The organism is Nocardia sp. NPDC002869 (assembly GCF_046764065.1).
GTDB classification, from domain to species: domain Bacteria; phylum Actinomycetota; class Actinomycetes; order Mycobacteriales; family Mycobacteriaceae; genus Nocardia; species Nocardia rhamnosiphila.
Genome location: NZ_JBKOOL010000160.1, coordinates 1 through 13,359, shown reverse-complemented (window position 1 = coordinate 13,359; position 13,359 = coordinate 1). Strand labels below are relative to the sequence as shown.

Sequence of the window (13,359 nt, the reverse complement as noted above, 5' to 3'; positions counted from 1 at the left end):
GGGGACCCCCGGGGTGTTTCCCCCCGCCGGCCGTCAGCGCTCGGGGGGCACGACAGTGGTCGTGCAGAAGGTCTGGCACTGCCCGGGGGTCGGAGTCACCTGCGCCGGTTGCTCACCGAAATCGGCGGTGCTCACCAGGATCATCACCAGTAGCGCCCCCCCGACCATCAGGCCGAAGATGAGCAGCGTGGGCCACAGCCAGGTCCGCATCGGCTGCTCGTCGGCAATCGGCACCACCGGCACCACCGTGCCCGCCGGGTTGAGCGCGTCCTGGGGGTCCACCGGATTCGCCGGATTCACCGGGCTCGCCGGGTCGAGCGGGTCCGCCGGATTGAACGGGCTCACCGAGCCGGGCGCACTGCCCTCGTCTTCGGCCTTCACACAACACCTCCAGTGGGTCTCATGTGCCGGATACCCCGAAAACGCCTCCGCTCACGCGGGGTTCGCCGGGTGCCGCCCCGGATCAGGACGAGATGTAGATACTCCAGTCGGGGAAGCCCCACCGGCCGTTGTGTTCGCCGTGTTCGATACCACCGCCGTAGGTGCCGCGGCAGCCGATACCGTTCCAGAGTTTGACCTTCCGGTCGGTGAGGTTGCGTACCGACACCCGGCCGACGACCCCGACCGCGCTGAGATCGATACAGCCGCTGGGGTTGTCGATGACCTTCTCCACCCGGCTCCCGTCGGCGATCCACCGTAGTGCGACCTGCCCGCTCGCGGCGTGCGCGCTACTGTCCACTGCCGATGTCACCGCTATCGCCATCGCGGCCGAACCCAGAGCCATCACGAAACGACGCATACGAGAACCTTCCTGAACGGGAGGACATCACACACGGAAACCGATCGAGCGCCGACCATTACAGCCGAACGGCCGCCGGTGCCCCCGCCGACGCGCCGGTATCCACTGCGGAAAATGCGGGCCCGCTGGATGTTCGGGCCGCGCACCGCCGCGGCTCCGCCGTCCGGCATACCCTCTGACCAGCCGATACGAACAGGACAGCGGCCCAAGCCCCGTCGCCGCCGCGCGAAGCCCGCCCACGCCCCTTTTCGCCTGGTGACGACCGGAGCGGCACGGGCCGTCGCCCCACCGCGACGCACTCGACTCCGAACCCTCGGCGGCCGGGTCAGCGCTGACGCCGCCGGGCCCGTTCCAGTTCGGCCGTCGCCGCCCGGACCGCCTCCCGGGCGGCGCGCTCGGCATTGCGGGCGAATCGGTGCCGGTCTTCCACCGCGGCGAGTTCGTCGCGGAGTTCGGTCAGCCGCGCGGTGGTGGCCTCGAGGTGTTCGGCCGCGCGCTGTGCTTCCTTCTCGGCGGCGGTGAGGGCCTCGCGCGCGGCGGTTTCCGCGGCGCGCAGTTCTTCCTCCGCGCGCTGCCGGTCCGCCTCGGCGCGCGCGTGTTCGGCCTCGGTGGGCTCGGCGGCCTTCTTCTTCCGCCGGGTCTCGGCACCGGCGGCCTTCGGCGTGTCCCGGACCACGGACAGATCCGGCTCCGCCGGCCCGAAGCCCGCATAGCTCTGCGCGGTGGCCAGGGTGCCGGCGCGGACCTGCTCGGCGATATCGGAATCGGCCAGGGCGGCCGTCAGCGTCTCGCTCACCTGACGCAGTACCGCCTCGGAAACGGGCCGGCCCTGGTCGGCGGCGACCTCGCCCGCCCGTGCGGCCAAGGCGTCGACCACCTGCCGGCGTGGCCGGGTCAGTTCGCGCAGCCGGGCACCGGACAGTTGCCGCTGCGCCCTCCGCAGTTCGGCGCCGAGCCGTACCAGGGAGTCCACCTCGCGGGGCGCCGCACGCACCAGTGCGTTCACCGCCCACGCCGCGACCGTGGGTTTGCGCAGGGCCGTGATCGCCGCCGCCAGTTCCCGATTCCCGGCTTCCTTGGCCGCACCGGCGCGGGCGTCACGCGCGGCGACGAACTCCGCGGGCGCCAGCCCGTACAGGTCGGCGGCCACCTCGCCCAGGCTCATACCGCCCGAGCCCAGCCGCGCAGGGAGTGCCCGGGCCGGTACGCGCGAGCGGTCAGCGCGCCTCGATCGTGCCGCGGAGGATCCGTAGCAGGCCCTCGGGATCGTCCCGCATCAGGTTGTGCCCACCGTCCAGCGCGTACGTGGTCCACCCGGGGTCCCGGCCCAGGCGCGCGTACACGCCGGTGAACGGTGAGGGCGTTTCCCATCCGGCGGCGTAGACGTAGGTCCGGCTCCGGATGTGGGCGAGGTCGCCCTTCAGCGCCAACGGCTGGAGGACCGACGCCAGCGGATGCGGTGTGGCCCTGGGGTCGAAGAACGGGAGCGGCCGGACGGCGTCGCCGGTCTCCACCACATCCAGGTACCACCGATGCTCCTGCTCCGAAGCGAGATCCCAGCAGGAGTCGCCGTGTTCGGGGACCATGGCGTCCACATACACCAGTGCCGCGACCCGATCCGGCGCGCGGTCCGCCGCCCCGGTGATCACCATGCCTCCGTAGCTGTGGCCGACGAGTATCGCGTCGCGGACGTTCTCGGCCGCCAGCGTCGCGGTGACATCCTCGATATGGGTGTCGAGGTTCACGCCGGCACCGCGCAGGTGGCCGCGTTCACCGACCCCGGTCAGCGTCAACGGCAGTACCCGGTGCCCTTCTTCGCGAAGCCGATGGGTGATGCCCTCGAAACACCACCCGCCGTGCCACATACCGGGAATCAGGACGAATGTCGCCATCAGTGTTCGTTCTCCTTCGGGGTTCGGCCGGGAAGAGGCCGGGCCGCCGCGACGATCGAGCCGAGGCCGCAGAGCAGGACCGTACACCACACGGGCGCGGTGGCACCGAGGTGATCGGCGAGCGCGCCGGCGGCCCAGGGGCCCACGGTCTGCCCGGCCGCGAAGACAGCGGTGCAGAAGGCGAGCGTGGGGGCCCGATCCGCGGGCCGGGTGTGGTTCTTGACAATGGCGGTGACGACCGCGGGAACGGTCATGAACGTCGCTCCGTAGACCGCCGAGGCGGTGACGGTGACCGCGGGGTTCGGGGAGATCAGGGTGAGCGCCGCGCCGCCGCTCAGCGCGGCCAGTACGCCGGCCAGGACCCGATTACCGGGCCGGCGCGCGATCGGCCGGCGCCACAGCGCGGGTCCGATGAGCACCCCGAGTCCCACGGTGACCCATACGCCCACGACCTCGGCGGTCGAGGCCGACCGGCCCGACAGGTACGCGGACAGGAAGGTGATGTAGGTGATGTACCCGGCCGCGAACAATGCATAGGCCGGCACGGCCGACCGCAGCGCGCGCCACCGCACGCACCCCGCGCTCGGGGCGATCGGAACCGGCTCACCGCCGGCGGGCCAGCTCACCGCGGCGGCCACGGCCGCGGCCGCACCGAGGCCGAACCACGCGAGCTCCCAGTGGCTCTCCGTCAGCGGAAGGCCGATACCGCTGAGGACGATTCCCAGTCCGGTCCCGGCGAAGTACACCGTGATGGGCGTACCCGAGGCGGTCCGCACCGCGAGGTGGGAGGCGATGACGCCACCGCTGATGAACACCGCCGCACCCGCGGCGCCAGCGGCGGCCCGCAGTATCAGCAGGAGCAGGTAGTCGCCGCCGCTACCGGTGGCGGCCAGCGCCGCGGCGGTGAGCACCGTACCGCCGCGGAAAACCCATGTCGCGCCGAGGCGCCGGGTGAGCAGGGGCGTCACCAACGCCCCCAACAGATAGCCGAGGCCGTTCGCGGTGGCCGGTATCCCGGCGGCCGCCGCGCTCCAGCCCTGCTCGTCGCGCATCACCGGTAGCAGCAGACCGTAGGCGAAACGGGCGAATCCGAGTGCCGATGCGGTGCCGAACGCCAGGCACACCGCCTGCCGCAGCGCCGGTCCCGGCGCCGCGGGCGCCGGCGATCCACGGCTGCCGGACGGCGGGATCTCCGTACGCGTCCGGACCCGGCGCGGTGGGACGCCGACGGCTTCCGACATGGAACTCCCTAGATGGTACCGATCAGTTCCATCACAGGATAGCAGTGCATCGAACCAATCGGTACCATTAGATGTGTGCCAGTAGCCAAGGGCTCCACCATCGATCCGGCCCGCACCCGGGCCGCCGTCATCGACGCCGCCGCTCCGCTGCTCTACGACCGCGGAATCGACGGTGTCGGTGTCGCCGAACTGTGCAAGCGCCTGGGAATTTCGAAGGAGACGCTGTACCGGCACTTCGGCACCAAGGACGGGCTCGTGCACGCCGTACTCGAAGCACGCAGCGACCGGGTGATCGCCTGGCTGACCGCGGCGGCCGCGACGGCGGGCGCCGACCCCGCGGATCGCCTGGCCGCCGTCTTCGGGGCGCTGGGCGAGTGGTACCTCGAACCGGACTTCCGCGGCTGCGCCATGATCAACGCCGCGACCCAGCACTACGACCCCGAGGTCCGGGCGATCACGGCCCGGCATCTGGACCGGTGCCTCGCACTGTTCACCGATATCGCCGTCCGGGCCGGTTCCGCCGCACCGGGCGACCTGGGCCGCCGGCTGCTCTTCCTGATGGAGGGTGCGACCGCGGTGGCGGCACACCGGGGCCCGGACCACATCCGCGAACAAGCCTGCGCCGCCGCGCTCTCCCTCCTGCACGCGGCCGCTCCCGGGCACCACGACTGATCACCGCCCCCGCACCGGCCGTTCTGCGCGGTAGGTATCCGTCGTCGGAGCCGACCGTGGGCGACCCCGCGCGGCTGCGCAGCCGCTACAGCCGGGCCACCGGACGCGACCGGCTGCCCGCATCGCACCCGGCGGCGGCCTACCGGGGCACGTTCATCCCGCGCTGAGCGGCCCGATGCCGCGGTCTCGATCATGCGTCGTTTCCGCAGGTCGCGACCGCCACTCCGGGTCGGTTGATGAAAACTGTGGGCATGGGTGCGCCCGCCATGGAGGTACCGGCCGCGCAACGGCATCGCAGGCTGCTGCGCAGTGGGGTGTGGTCGGCGTATCTGCTCGCGCTTCTCGTGGTCACCGTGCTCTTCGGGCCGCCGACCCAGCGGATCTATCAGGCGCTGTGGATCGTCGTGGGAATCGCGGCCTTCGCACCGGATCGTCCGTGGCGGGACCAGGTACGCATTCTCGTCGACTGGGTTCCGCTGATCGCCGCGCTGGTCGTCTACGACCACACCCGCGGTATCGCCAACACCCTCGGGATGCCGCTGCGGGTCCACGAACCGGTCGTGGTGGAACGCGCCCTGTTCGGCGGGGCGGTGCCCACGGTGTGGTTGCAGGAGCAGCTGGACGGTGACGGCGGGCGGCCCTGGTGGACCGTACTCACCGGCCTCGTCTACACCAGCCATTTCCTGGTGCCGTGGCTGGTCGCCGCGATTTTCTACGTCCTGTCACGGGAGCGCTGGTCGAAATATATGCGCCGGATCCTGCTGCTGTCCTATCTCGGTCTGGTGACCTATGTCCTGCTGCCCGCCGCACCGCCTTGGTACGCCGCCCGCGCCGGGGTGATCCCGGCCGAGATCCACCGGAGCACAGGTTTCGGGTTCCGGCTGTACTCGGTCGATATCGGCGCGGACTGGCTGGCCGCACACAGCAATCCCGTCGCCGCGATCCCGTCGCTGCACGCGGGCTTCGCACTGCTGGTCACGATCGCGCTGTGGCCGTGGGCCCAGTACTGGTGGTGGCGGGTCCCGTTGGCCGCCTTCCCCGTGGCAATGGGTTTCACCCTGGTCTACGGCGGTGAGCACTATGTGATCGATGTGCTGCTGGGCTGGGTGTACGTCGGGCTGGCGATCGGGCTGGCCACCGTCTGGGAGCGGCGCCGCGCACCGGCCGGACCGGCCCCGGCGCCCACGGTCGCGGCACCGGGCGGGGACCGCGGCGGCTAGCCGGCCGGACCGCGGGATGCCCAGGGTTCCAGCAGCAGAGTGGCGGCCCGGCGCATATCGGCCACCGCCTGTTCCGCACTCAGCTGACCCGCCGTGGCCCAGGTCAGGATGCCGTAGGCGCACTGTTCGGCGAGCCGGGCCAGCTGCTGGTCCGCCTCGTCCGCTACACCGATACCGGCGGCGGCGAGGATGCGGTCACGCAGCGTGGTGTCGACCGCCACCGGCCCGGCCGAGCGCACGGCATTCGCCGACACCAGCATGGCGCGGCCGAGCAGCGGGCGCCGGAGCAGCCCGGTCACCGCCGATTCGAGCAGGTCGGCCACGGCACCCACCGGATCACCCGGTATCGCCTCCGGAACGGGCAGGTCCGCGACGGCCGATTCGAGTACGCCCGAGTAGAGATGATGCTTGGACGGGTAATAGCGGTACAGCGTCCCCAGCGCCACGCCGGCCGCCGCCGCGATATCGGACATCTGAACGTGTTCGAGGCCCTGTTCGGCACCGAGCCGGGCGGCGGCGCGCAGGATGGCACGCCGGCGTTCGCGCTGGGACGTGGTGGTCGGCCGGCCCGGCTCCCGGGGTTCGGCGATCCGCGGCACTGGATACCTCCGTTCGTAAAACTAGAATTCACTCTAGTATTTCCGCGCCGCCGGTTGTAGAACTGGGTGTTGGTCCGATCCCGAATTCCGAATGGAGACCCAGCTATGACCCCTGTCGATCCCGGGCGCTACGGCCCGTGGGCCGTGATCACCGGCGGTTCCGAAGGCGTGGGTCGATCGTTCGCCCGGCAGCTCGCGGAATCCGGTATCCACCTGCTGCTGGTGGCCCGGCGGGCCGGTCCGCTCGACGCCACGGCCGCGGAGTGCCGGGCCCTGGGCGTGACGGTCCGCACCCTGGCCGCCGACCTCACCCACCCGGACGCCACGGCGGCGGTGCTCGACGCGGTCGCCGATGTCGAGGTCGGGTTGCTGGTCCACAATGCCGGCGCCAACACCCACAGCGCCGAGTTCCTCGACGGTGACCCAGCGGCCTTCCAGCGCGTCGTCGAACTCAACATCACCACCCCGCTCGCGCTGATCGCCGGCTTCGGGGCCGCGATGCGCGACCGGCGGCGCGGCGGGATCCTGCTGGTGGGTTCGCTGGCCGGCTATCTGGGATCGCGGCGGCACGCGGTCTACGGCGGAGTGAAGGCATTCGGCCGGATCTTCGCCGAAGGTCTCTGGCTCGAACTGCGCGAACACGACGTGGACGTCCTCGAACTCGTCCTCGGGGTCACCCGCACCCCGGCGATGCAGCGAGTGGGCATGGACTTCGACATCCCCGGAATGCCGGTCTCCGAACCCGACGAGGTCGCGACGGAAGGTCTCGCGGCACTCGGCCGGGGCCCGGTCCACGTCATCGGCGCCCATGAACGGCTCGCGGCCCGGCGCAGCGACCCCGATCGCGCCGCGGCCGTGCTGGGAGCGGACCGGATGATGCGCCGGCTCATCGGCGCGACCGAAGACCCGCCGCGGTGAGAGGCGGGCTGTCCACCCCGATCGTGGTCCGGACACCCGGTACGGCCTCACCCTGGGAATCAGGGGCGGCACCGTTACCTGGTGTGGCGGGCGGGGGCGACAGTTTCCGGCTCACCCGCACTCCGCACGGCCGGCGGATCACCCGCCGCGTCACCCGTGCGCTCGACGGTGGCCCGCATCAGCCGGGACAGGATCTCCGGGCCGGGGGCCTGCGAACAGGTCCGCGGGCGGGCCGAGTTCAGCGATCCGCGCGGTCCAGCGCCGCGATGCGATCGCAGCGAGCGAGCCGGCCGCGCAGATCGTGGCTGATCGACACCACTGTCGCACCGCTGCGGGCGCGGTAGTCGTCCAACCGGTCCAGGACGCGGCGGGCGGTGGGTTCGTCGAGCGCGGTGGTCACTTCGTCGCACAGCAGCAACCGCGGACGGGCCAGCAGTGCCCGTGCCAGTGCGGCACGCTGCAGTTGTCCTGTCCGCAGGGCATCGGTGTAGTAGCTGTCCTCGGAACCCAGCACCACGTTCGCCCCGGACTCCGCATTCGGCGGCCTGCTCGGCGAACAGCCGGGCGGCTTCGACGAACCCGTAGGCGACCGGAGCGGTGAACAGATCGAAACTCGGCTCGCGCACCCCGGTCCCGGCGCAGCAGCCGACCGGCCTCGTCGGGGTCGTACTCGTGCTGCGGCAGATCGGCGTAGTACTGGTAGCCCTCACCGAAGACATCGTTGCCGACCTCCCCCTGACCTTCGAACGCCACCTTCACCAGTTCCGCGCGGTCGACCATCCGCATGACGGCGCGCCGGACATCCGGGTTGCCGAACGGCGGCCGGTCGGTCTTCATGGCGAAGAAATGGATTCCGCTCCCGGGGGGTGGACACCAGCGTGATGCCGGGGTGCCCCGCCAGCGTCCGCGCGGCCGACGGCGTGAGGTTGTCGGCATAGTCGATCTCGCCGCCGCGCACCGCGTTCACCCGGGCGTCCGCCTCCGCGCTCACGATCCGCAACTGTCCGATGGCGGGCGCGCCGTCCCAGTAGTTCTCGTTAAGGTGCGGCGAATTGCCGGCCGGCCTCGAAGGACTCGAAGACGAAGGGCCCGGTGCCCACCGGGCGGGTGAAATCGGCGGCGCCGTCCGGCACGATCTTGGTGCCGTACCCCGACAGTGCGATGAGGAACTAGAACGACGGCCGCTTCAGCACGATCTCGACGGTGCGGTCATCGATCGCGCGACTGCCGGCCAGGTCCACCTGGTCCAGCGCCCTACGAACAGCGGTCACATTACCCAAGCGCCCCGCGGGTGACCATCGTCTCGCCCCGCGCGATACCCGTCCCGGCAGGTGACGGACGGTACGGCCACGCCGGGCGAACGCACAGCGTGTGATCCAGGCCGCCACCGGCCCACGTTTGCCGCCGGGTACCAGGTGGTAGTCATCCAAGGAAATGCTCTCGTCGTGGTCCGTCCTCGCCAGGACGGTTCGGGAGGGGCGGCACAACGGGCAACAGGTGGCTAGGAGAGTCGGGTGTCGGTAGTTCTCGTGCTTCAGGCACGCGGTCTCGGTGATCTACTCACCGCTGTTCCGGCATTACGTGCACTGCGCCGGGCCCGCCGCACCGATCATCTCGTGCTGGCCGCGCCGCACCGCCTGCGTCCCATCGTGGATGTGATCGCCTGCGTGGACGAGTTCGTGCCCATCGCCGATCCGCAGGTCCTGCGCTGGGACGGGCCGCCGCCGAAACTGGCGGTGAACCTGCACGGCGCCGGCGCCGCCCCGATCGTGCAACTCGGCAAGACCGGGGCCGAACGTATCCTCACGTACCGGGATCCGGCGTTCCCGGAGATCCCGGGACCCGATTGGCAGCCCGCCCATCATCCGATCGACCGCTGGTGTCATCTGCTCGAATTCGACGGAATCGGTGCGGATCGGCGCAATCTGGGCCTGGTGCCGCCGGTGGCCGCCACCAGTCATCGCGACAGCGTGGTCGTTCATATCGGCGCGAGCGCGGCCGCCCGGCGCTGGCCCGCGGACCGATTCGCGGCGGTGATCAGGCATCTGCTGGTACTCGGCCACGAGGTCGTGCTGACCGGTGACGAGAGCGACCGGGAGAACGCGCTGGGGATCGCGGCCCGGGCCGGACTGTCCGGCCACCGGGTGCTGGCCGGTATTCAGAACCTGATCGAATTGTCGGCGACGGTGGCCGAGGCCTCCGTGGTCCTGTGCGGTGACACCGGCGTCGCCCATCTCGCCACCGCCTTCGGCACCCGCACTGTGCAACTGTTCGGCCCCACGGCCCCGGATCAGGGCGGGCCGCCGCGGCACCTGCTGACCCGGCACGAGGTGCTGTGGGCCGGGCGCATCGGCGACCGTCATGCCACCACCACCGATCCCGGCCTGCTGCAGATCGGGTCGGCCGAGGTGATCGCGGCCCTCGACCGGCAGCTGAGCAAACGCCGCGGCGAAGCGGGCGTGACCGGCAGCCCGGCGTACCGCCGGGTCGGCTGAGGGCCGGCGCTACCGGTTGTCCCGGTTCGCGGCCTCGCTGAGCGCGGCGGCGTAGGCGGCCAGGGCGCTCTGCCAGAACTGGTCGAGGTAGTCGCGGGCATCGCTGAGACCCCGGGGGTCCAGGGAGTAGAGGCGGCGGTTGCCCATCGGCCGCATCATCACCAGCCGCGCGTCCCGTAGTACCCGCAGATGCTGCGATACCGCCGAGCTGGTGATCCCGACCTGGGCGGCGAGCTCGCCCACCGAGCGCGGCCCGGCGGGCAACGCCTCGAATATCGCGCGCCTGGTGGGGTCTGCCAGGGCGACCAGCGGCGCAACTCTGTTAGCGACCACTGAAACAGTGTCGATCTTCTGGCACACTTCGGTCAAACTAGATCAATGTCTCACTTGCGCAGCTCGGCGGGCGAAATTCCCGGTTCCGTTATCGGACGGTAATGCATGACCTGGGAATATATGATCTCGTGACTGTTGCCACACAATTGCTGACTCGGCGTGTCGGTCCCCTAGCTTGTAACCATGCCCGTGACCCTTCCGTTACCTTTCCGTAAGCTCACGGTGTCGTCGATCGGCCGTCGCCCCATCACGACACAGGTTGTCGCCACCTCGACAGCCCTCTGCGCCGGTTTCGCGCTCTTCGCCGCGGGAGCCGATTCCGATAACGAACAGATCACCCCGGTAGCCGCTGTCTCGGAGGCGCCGGCCGACCCCGCCGACCGCGCACCCGCCGAGCGGCCCGCGATCTCGCACGACCCCGCCGCGTGGGCCCCGCATCAGGCGGCCGGCGACAATCAGCCCGCTCCGGTGTCCTTCCCGTTCTTCGAGCCGCCGCGCCAAACCACGGTACAACCGGCCGACGGCGTCGTGTCCTCGGGCTTCGGCGCACGCTGGGGCACCAACCACAACGGCATCGACTTCGCCGCGAACATGGGTTCACCCATCCGGTCGGTCACCGACGGTGTCGTGATCGAGGCCGGCCCGGCCACCGGCTTCGGCCTGTGGGTCCGCGTCCAGCAGGACGACGGCAGCGTCGGCGTCTACGGCCATATGCAGGATATTCTCGTCTCGGTCGGCCAGCAGGTACAGGCCGGTGACGTGATCGCCACCGTCGGCAGCCGCGGCCAGTCCACCGGACCGCACCTGCACTACGAGGTCCACCAGCCCGGTATCGGCCCGGTCGACCCGCTGCCCTACCTCGCCGGTCGCGGTCTCGTCCTGAACAACCCCGGCTGACCCTTACCCCCGGCCGAGCCGACGGCCCCCGGCATACCAGGGTACCGGCCGCACCCAGTCCCGTAGTGGGACGCGGCGGCCGGACCCCCGTTCCTACCGTCGGTTCATGTCCCCCCTGCTCCCCGGCGTCCCGGCTCCCGGACGCCCCACGACTTCCGATCCATGTCGGGTGATCGGACGCCTGCACCGGCCATTGCTGCTCAGTTCCGCGGCAATGGCCGGTCTGGTGTTTACCGGCCTGATCGCGATGGTCGTCGACGACCGCGTCCTGCTCGGCGAATCGGTCTGGCTCAAACCGGTCGAATTCGGGCTGGCGTTCGTGCTGTACTCGCTGACCCTGGCCTGGCTGCTGTCGCTACCCCACCGCGGCAGTCGAGTGACCTGGTGGCTGGGATTCGTGTTCTCCGTCACCGCGGTCGTGGATGTGGGATTCATCGTGGTCCAGGCCGCGCGGGGCACCTTCAGCCATTTCAACACCGAAACCGACCCGGTCAACGAAATCGGGCAGATGATCTTCGCCTCGGGTGTCCCGGGTCTCTTTTTCGCGAATCTGCTGATCGCCGTGATCGTTTCGATACGTCCCGGCGCGGATCGGCCCACAGTGTGGGCGATTCGCGGCGGGCTGGCGATGGGTGTGGTCTCGATGGCACTGGGATACCTCATGGGTTTCACCGGGACCCAGCTCACCCGCACCGCGGACGGCCGGCCGGTCGAATTGGCCGCCGGGCACACCGTGGTCGACGCCGGAACCCGGCAGGCCGTCGGCGCACCGGACGCGGTGCCGGGTATGCCGATCACCCACTGGAGCACCCTGGGCGGTGACCTGCGCATTCCCCATTTCGTCGGATTGCACGGAATCCAGGTGGTACTCGCCGCGGTGGTGGTCCTCGCCTGGTGCGCCAGACGCTCCCCCCGGCTCCGCCCGGCGCGGACCCGCAGCAGGTTGATCGGGGTGGTGATCCTGGGCTGGGGCGGTCTGCAGGCGATCACCTTCTGGCAGGCGATGCGCGGACAACCGCTACTGCACCCGGATACCGCCACCCTGCTCGTGCTGCTCGGCCTCGGCGTCGCGGTCACGATCCTCGCCGCGGTCAGCGTCGGGTCCACCCCGGCAGTCGGCGGCGAGACGATCTCGCCGCCGCGCGCACAGCACGATTCGACGCAGGTCAGCGCAACCTTTCGGCGTCCCGGGCGAGTTCGACCAGAACCGCGCTGAGCCGCGCGAGCTCGTCCCGGTCGGCGCCCTCGTCGACCGCCGTCGCCACATCCTCGGCCGCGCAGCGCGCGGCGAACCACCGGTCGGCCAGGGCGGTGGCCTCGGCGGCACTGAGCACCACCGAATCGGCGGGGATCCCAGTGCCCTTCACATTGTTGCGATGCTCATAGGCGCGCTGGCGGCAGGACTGTCGGCAGTAGCGGCGCCGCCGCCCCGCTTCCGAATCCACTATTTCCCGACCACACCACAGGCACGACTCCAACCGGCGCGACATGACCCGACACCCTAATAGGAACTCGCGCAGCGGCACACACCGCACACCGCGCGGGGCCCTTTCGCCGAACCCCGTACAATTACAAGGCTTGGGAACGGAAAGACCCTGACGAACGTTGACATGAACAGGGCGCACGGCCTGGACCGGCACGAATCCCCGATTCGTGGCACAGACAACGGCCCGCGTACGTGACCCGAACGGTCGGCGGGCGACAACGGCCGGCGAACGCGACCCACCAGGTCGCGGTAGCAGAACAACAAGGGGTCGACCCATCGGTTCGCACCCCGGCGCGGGTTCCGGTGCCCCGCAGCGGATACACCCTCGGTGTTTCCGCTCCGGTGTTCCGGAGCCCCGCGGCAGGGCACCGCGGACCCGCGCGCGGCAACGCGCCGACAACACAGAGAGGACCTGTACAGATGGCAGATCGCGTACTCCGGGGCAGCCGGCTCGGAGCGGTGAGCTACGAAACCGACCGCGACCATGATCTGGCTCCCCGCCGGATCGCCCGGTACCGGACCGACAATGGTGAAGAGTTCGATGTTCCGTTCGCCGACGACGCCGAGATCCCGCCGACCTGGTTGTGCCGCAACGGCCAGGAAGGTGTGCTGATCGAGGGCACCACGCAGGAGGCGAAGAAGGTGAAGCCGCCTCGCACGCACTGGGACATGCTGCTCGAGCGGCGCAGCAAGGATGAGCTCGAGGAACTGCTCAAGGAGCGGCTGGAATTGCTCAAGACCCGTCGCCGGGGCTGAGCCCGGACGACCAGAAGTGGCACAGCAAGGCCGTGCCCGCCGGATATCCGG

At 70.5% G+C, this 13,359-nt stretch carries 17 protein-coding genes; 7 read left to right on the top strand and 10 right to left on the bottom strand.

The genetic code is table 11. The features are described from left to right. Positions 1-33: 33 nt before the first annotated feature. The 5 genes from ACLML9_RS23555 to ACLML9_RS23535 all read right to left on the bottom strand — a co-directional run bounded on the left by ACLML9_RS23555 (position 34) and on the right by ACLML9_RS23535 (position 3,932). On the bottom strand, positions 34-381 hold the full coding sequence (locus tag ACLML9_RS23555; protein ID WP_411947564.1) for a hypothetical protein: 348 nt from the start codon (positions 379-381) through the stop codon (positions 34-36). A gap of 82 nt (positions 382-463) precedes the next feature. Then, positions 464-799 (bottom strand): hypothetical protein, encoded by a 336-nt coding sequence (locus tag ACLML9_RS23550; protein WP_030519061.1) that lies wholly within the window; start codon positions 797-799, stop codon positions 464-466. Positions 800-1,124: 325 nt separating this feature from the next. Then, a complete protein-coding gene (locus tag ACLML9_RS23545; protein WP_411947563.1) occupies positions 1,125-1,964 on the bottom strand; it encodes a hypothetical protein in 840 nt (279 codons plus the stop codon). Positions 1,965-2,016: 52 nt separating this feature from the next. Beyond that, on the bottom strand, positions 2,017-2,691 hold the full coding sequence (locus tag ACLML9_RS23540; protein ID WP_411947562.1) for an alpha/beta fold hydrolase: 675 nt from the start codon (positions 2,689-2,691) through the stop codon (positions 2,017-2,019). After that, complete coding sequence (locus ACLML9_RS23535) at positions 2,691-3,932, bottom strand: YbfB/YjiJ family MFS transporter (RefSeq protein ID WP_411947561.1); 1,242 nt, start codon at positions 3,930-3,932, stop codon at positions 2,691-2,693. The genes ACLML9_RS23540 and ACLML9_RS23535 overlap by 1 nt, the downstream gene beginning before the upstream one ends. Before the next feature lie 75 nt (positions 3,933-4,007). Between ACLML9_RS23535 and ACLML9_RS23530 the strand changes: the two genes are divergently transcribed. Together ACLML9_RS23530 and ACLML9_RS23525 are read left to right on the top strand one after the other, a co-directional pair. Then, the gene (locus tag ACLML9_RS23530; RefSeq protein WP_411947560.1) at positions 4,008-4,604 is read left to right on the top strand and encodes a TetR/AcrR family transcriptional regulator; all 597 of its coding nucleotides are present in this window, start codon (positions 4,008-4,010) and stop codon (positions 4,602-4,604) included. A gap of 236 nt (positions 4,605-4,840) precedes the next feature. After that, positions 4,841-5,824, top strand: coding sequence for a phosphatase PAP2 family protein (locus ACLML9_RS23525; protein ID WP_411947559.1), 984 nt, complete (start codon positions 4,841-4,843; stop codon positions 5,822-5,824). Here ACLML9_RS23525 and ACLML9_RS23520 read toward each other — a convergent pair. Continuing rightward, complete coding sequence (locus tag ACLML9_RS23520; RefSeq protein WP_411947558.1) at positions 5,821-6,423, bottom strand: TetR family transcriptional regulator; 603 nt, start codon at positions 6,421-6,423, stop codon at positions 5,821-5,823. The genes ACLML9_RS23525 and ACLML9_RS23520 overlap by 4 nt on opposite strands. A 105-nt stretch (positions 6,424-6,528) precedes the next feature. Between ACLML9_RS23520 and ACLML9_RS23515 the strand changes: the two genes are divergently transcribed. Beyond that, positions 6,529-7,341 carry an SDR family NAD(P)-dependent oxidoreductase gene (locus ACLML9_RS23515; protein WP_411947557.1) on the top strand — a complete coding sequence of 271 codons (813 nt, stop codon included), beginning with the start codon at positions 6,529-6,531 and terminating at the stop codon, positions 7,339-7,341. Between the two features lie 238 nt (positions 7,342-7,579). Here the strand turns inward: ACLML9_RS23515 and ACLML9_RS23510 are convergent, their stop codons facing one another. Then, positions 7,580-7,741, bottom strand: a complete 162-nt coding sequence (locus ACLML9_RS23510) for a hypothetical protein (RefSeq protein ID WP_411947556.1) — start codon at positions 7,739-7,741, stop codon at positions 7,580-7,582. Next, positions 7,738-8,178 carry an ABC transporter substrate-binding protein gene (locus ACLML9_RS23505; protein ID WP_411947555.1) on the bottom strand — a complete coding sequence of 147 codons (441 nt, stop codon included), beginning with the start codon at positions 8,176-8,178 and terminating at the stop codon, positions 7,738-7,740. The genes ACLML9_RS23510 and ACLML9_RS23505 overlap by 4 nt, the downstream gene beginning before the upstream one ends. 677 nt (positions 8,179-8,855) lie before the next feature. Between ACLML9_RS23505 and ACLML9_RS23500 the strand changes: the two genes are divergently transcribed. Then, complete coding sequence (locus tag ACLML9_RS23500; RefSeq protein ID WP_411947554.1) at positions 8,856-9,836, top strand: glycosyltransferase family 9 protein; 981 nt, start codon at positions 8,856-8,858, stop codon at positions 9,834-9,836. A gap of 9 nt (positions 9,837-9,845) precedes the next feature. Here the strand turns inward: ACLML9_RS23500 and ACLML9_RS23495 are convergent, their stop codons facing one another. After that, on the bottom strand, positions 9,846-10,169 hold the full coding sequence (locus ACLML9_RS23495) for an ArsR/SmtB family transcription factor (RefSeq protein ID WP_411947553.1): 324 nt from the start codon (positions 10,167-10,169) through the stop codon (positions 9,846-9,848). 183 nt (positions 10,170-10,352) lie between these two features. On the opposite strand from ACLML9_RS23495, the gene ACLML9_RS23490 reads away from it, so the two are divergent. Then, complete coding sequence (locus tag ACLML9_RS23490; RefSeq protein ID WP_036512018.1) at positions 10,353-11,066, top strand: M23 family metallopeptidase; 714 nt, start codon at positions 10,353-10,355, stop codon at positions 11,064-11,066. A 106-nt stretch (positions 11,067-11,172) separates the two neighbouring features. Further along, entirely contained in the window at positions 11,173-12,282 is a 1,110-nt protein-coding gene (locus ACLML9_RS23485) for a hypothetical protein (protein WP_411947552.1), read from the top strand. Here the strand turns inward: ACLML9_RS23485 and ACLML9_RS23480 are convergent. Then, positions 12,233-12,556 (bottom strand): hypothetical protein, encoded by a 324-nt coding sequence (locus tag ACLML9_RS23480; RefSeq protein ID WP_030519041.1) that lies wholly within the window; start codon positions 12,554-12,556, stop codon positions 12,233-12,235. The genes ACLML9_RS23485 and ACLML9_RS23480 overlap by 50 nt on opposite strands. A 416-nt stretch (positions 12,557-12,972) precedes the next feature. Here ACLML9_RS23480 and ACLML9_RS23475 point away from each other — a divergent pair, with 416 nt between their 5' ends. Next, positions 12,973-13,308: an RNA polymerase-binding protein RbpA gene (locus ACLML9_RS23475; RefSeq protein ID WP_030519040.1), complete on the top strand. Its 336-nt coding sequence runs from the start codon at positions 12,973-12,975 to the stop codon at positions 13,306-13,308. Positions 13,309-13,359: the final 51 nt, after the last annotated feature.

Excerpts from the sequence above, each read along its gene's own strand:
- ACLML9_RS23550 (WP_030519061.1), bottom strand. The coding sequence starts at position 799 with ATGCGTCGTTTCGTGATGGCTCTGGGTTCGGCCGCGATGGCGATAGCG.
- ACLML9_RS23545 (WP_411947563.1), bottom strand. The coding sequence starts at position 1,964 with ATGAGCCTGGGCGAGGTGGCCGCCGACCTGTACGGGCTGGCGCCCGCG.
- ACLML9_RS23540 (WP_411947562.1), bottom strand. The coding sequence starts at position 2,691 with ATGGCGACATTCGTCCTGATTCCCGGTATGTGGCACGGCGGGTGGTGT.
- ACLML9_RS23535 (WP_411947561.1), bottom strand. The coding sequence starts at position 3,932 with ATGTCGGAAGCCGTCGGCGTCCCACCGCGCCGGGTCCGGACGCGTACG.
- ACLML9_RS23525 (WP_411947559.1), top strand. The coding sequence starts at position 4,841 with ATGAAAACTGTGGGCATGGGTGCGCCCGCCATGGAGGTACCGGCCGCG.
- ACLML9_RS23515 (WP_411947557.1), top strand. The coding sequence starts at position 6,529 with ATGACCCCTGTCGATCCCGGGCGCTACGGCCCGTGGGCCGTGATCACC.
- ACLML9_RS23505 (WP_411947555.1), bottom strand. The coding sequence starts at position 8,178 with ATGAAGACCGACCGGCCGCCGTTCGGCAACCCGGATGTCCGGCGCGCC.
- ACLML9_RS23490 (WP_036512018.1), top strand. The coding sequence starts at position 10,353 with ATGCCCGTGACCCTTCCGTTACCTTTCCGTAAGCTCACGGTGTCGTCG.
- ACLML9_RS23485 (WP_411947552.1), top strand. The coding sequence starts at position 11,173 with ATGTCCCCCCTGCTCCCCGGCGTCCCGGCTCCCGGACGCCCCACGACT.
- ACLML9_RS23480 (WP_030519041.1), bottom strand. The coding sequence starts at position 12,556 with ATGTCGCGCCGGTTGGAGTCGTGCCTGTGGTGTGGTCGGGAAATAGTG.
- ACLML9_RS23475 (WP_030519040.1), top strand. The coding sequence starts at position 12,973 with ATGGCAGATCGCGTACTCCGGGGCAGCCGGCTCGGAGCGGTGAGCTAC.